Here is a 3152-nt window from a genome sequence, read left to right on the forward strand (position 1 = left end):
TATCGTTCTTTAAAAATTTGGGTATGTGATAGAAAGATAGACTGAACGTTACTTTCACTGGTAACGGATCAGGCTAAGGTAAAATTTGTGAGTTCTCTTAATTGAGAAATTCGAATTTTCGGCGAATGTCGTCTTCACAGTATAACCAGATTGCTTGGGGTTATATGGTCAAGTGAAGAAGCGCATACGGTGGATGCCTTGGCAGTCAGAGGCGATGAAAGACGTGGTAGCCTGCGAAAAGCTTCGGGGAGTCGGCAAACAGACTTTGATCCGGAGATGTCTGAATGGGGGAACCCAGCCATCATAAGATGGTTACCTTACACTGAATACATAGGTGTAAGGGGCGAACCAGGGGAACTGAAACATCTAAGTACCCTGAGGAAAAGAAATCAACCGAGATTCCCTTAGTAGTGGCGAGCGAACGGGGACTAGCCCTTAAGTGGCTTTGAGATTAGCGGAACGCTCTGGAAAGTGCGGCCATAGTGGGTGATAGCCCTGTACGCGAAAATCTCTTAGTCATGAAATCGAGTAGGACGGAGCACGAGAAACTTTGTCTGAATATGGGGGGACCATCCTCCAAGGCTAAATACTACTGACTGACCGATAGTGAACTAGTACCGTGAGGGAAAGGCGAAAAGAACCCCGGAGAGGGGAGTGAAATAGATCCTGAAACCGTATGCGTACAAGCAGTGGGAGCCTACTTGTTAGGTGACTGCGTACCTTTTGTATAATGGGTCAGCGACTTATTTTCAGTGGCGAGCTTAACCGAATAGGGGAGGCGTAGCGAAAGCGAGTCTTAATAGGGCGTCTAGTCGCTGGGAATAGACCCGAAACCGGGCGATCTATCCATGGGCAGGTTGAAGGTTGGGTAACACTAACTGGAGGACCGAACCGACTACCGTTGAAAAGTTAGCGGATGACCTGTGGATCGGAGTGAAAGGCTAATCAAGCTCGGAGATAGCTGGTTCTCCTCGAAAGCTATTTAGGTAGCGCCTCATGTATCACTGTAGGGGGTAGAGCACTGTTTCGGCTAGGGGGTCATCCCGACTTACCAAACCGATGCAAACTCCGAATACCTACAAGTGCCGAGCATGGGAGACACACGGCGGGTGCTAACGTCCGTCGTGAAAAGGGAAACAACCCAGACCGTCAGCTAAGGTCCCAAAGTTATGGTTAAGTGGGAAACGATGTGGGAAGGCTTAGACAGCTAGGAGGTTGGCTTAGAAGCAGCCACCCTTTAAAGAAAGCGTAATAGCTCACTAGTCGAGTCGGCCTGCGCGGAAGATGTAACGGGGCTCAAACCATACACCGAAGCTACGGGTATCACGTAAGTGATGCGGTAGAGGAGCGTTCTGTAAGCCTGTGAAGGTGAGTTGAGAAGCTTGCTGGAGGTATCAGAAGTGCGAATGCTGACATGAGTAACGATAATGGGTGTGAAAAACACCCACGCCGAAAGACCAAGGTTTCCTGCGCAACGTTAATCGACGCAGGGTTAGTCGGTCCCTAAGGCGAGGCTGAAAAGCGTAGTCGATGGAAAACAGGTTAATATTCCTGTACTTCTGGTTATTGCGATGGAGGGACGGAGAAGGCTAGGCCAGCTTGGCGTTGGTTGTCCAAGTTTAAGGTGGTAGGCTGGAATCTTAGGTAAATCCGGGATTCTAAGGCCGAGAGCTGATGACGAGTTATCTTTTAGATGACGAAGTGGTTGATGCCATGCTTCCAAGAAAAGCTTCTAAGCTTCAGGTAACCAGGAACCGTACCCCAAACCGACACAGGTGGTTGGGTAGAGAATACCAAGGCGCTTGAGAGAACTCGGGTGAAGGAACTAGGCAAAATGGCACCGTAACTTCGGGAGAAGGTGCGCCGGTGAGGGTGAAGGACTTGCTCCGTAAGCTCATGCCGGTCGAAGATACCAGGCCGCTGCGACTGTTTATTAAAAACACAGCACTCTGCAAACACGAAAGTGGACGTATAGGGTGTGACGCCTGCCCGGTGCCGGAAGGTTAATTGATGGGGTTAGCTAACGCGAAGCTCTTGATCGAAGCCCCGGTAAACGGCGGCCGTAACTATAACGGTCCTAAGGTAGCGAAATTCCTTGTCGGGTAAGTTCCGACCTGCACGAATGGCGTAACGATGGCGGCGCTGTCTCCACCCGAGACTCAGTGAAATTGAAATCGCTGTGAAGATGCAGTGTATCCGCGGCTAGACGGAAAGACCCCGTGAACCTTTACTATAGCTTTGCACTGGACTTTGAATTTGCTTGTGTAGGATAGGTGGGAGGCTTTGAAGCGTGGACGCCAGTTCGCGTGGAGCCAACCTTGAAATACCACCCTGGCAACTTTGAGGTTCTAACTCAGGTCCGTTATCCGGATCGAGGACAGTGTATGGTGGGTAGTTTGACTGGGGCGGTCTCCTCCTAAAGAGTAACGGAGGAGTACGAAGGTGCGCTCAGACCGGTCGGAAATCGGTCGTAGAGTATAAAGGCAAAAGCGCGCTTGACTGCGAGACAGACACGTCGAGCAGGTACGAAAGTAGGTCTTAGTGATCCGGTGGTTCTGTATGGAAGGGCCATCGCTCAACGGATAAAAGGTACTCCGGGGATAACAGGCTGATACCGCCCAAGAGTTCATATCGACGGCGGTGTTTGGCACCTCGATGTCGGCTCATCACATCCTGGGGCTGAAGCCGGTCCCAAGGGTATGGCTGTTCGCCATTTAAAGTGGTACGCGAGCTGGGTTTAGAACGTCGTGAGACAGTTCGGTCCCTATCTGCCGTGGACGTTTGAGATTTGAGAGGGGCTGCTCCTAGTACGAGAGGACCGGAGTGGACGAACCTCTGGTGTTCCGGTTGTCACGCCAGTGGCATTGCCGGGTAGCTATGTTCGGAATAGATAACCGCTGAAAGCATCTAAGCGGGAAACTAGCCTCAAGATGAGATCTCACTGGGACCTTGAGTCCCCTGAAGGGCCGTCGAAGACTACGACGTTGATAGGTTGGGTGTGTAAGCGCTGTGAGGCGTTGAGCTAACCAATACTAATTGCCCGTGAGGCTTGACCATATAACACCCAAGCAATTTGCGAACTCGAAAGAGACCAGATTGCGGTGTGTGAAGACGAAACGAACCGAAAGTTCGACTCTTACAAAACACCGAAA

General features: G+C 50.9%; 1 rRNA gene. It reads left to right on the forward strand.

What is annotated here, in order from left to right:
* Positions 1–166: 166 nt before the first annotated feature.
* Positions 167–3057: ribosomal RNA gene (locus NR164_RS30115) — 23S ribosomal RNA — on the forward strand.
* The last annotated feature ends 95 nt before the right edge of the window (positions 3058–3152 follow it).

Source organism: Pseudomonas sp. Pse79, assembly GCF_024519615.1.
GTDB lineage: Bacteria > Pseudomonadota > Gammaproteobacteria > Pseudomonadales > Pseudomonadaceae > Aquipseudomonas > Aquipseudomonas veronii.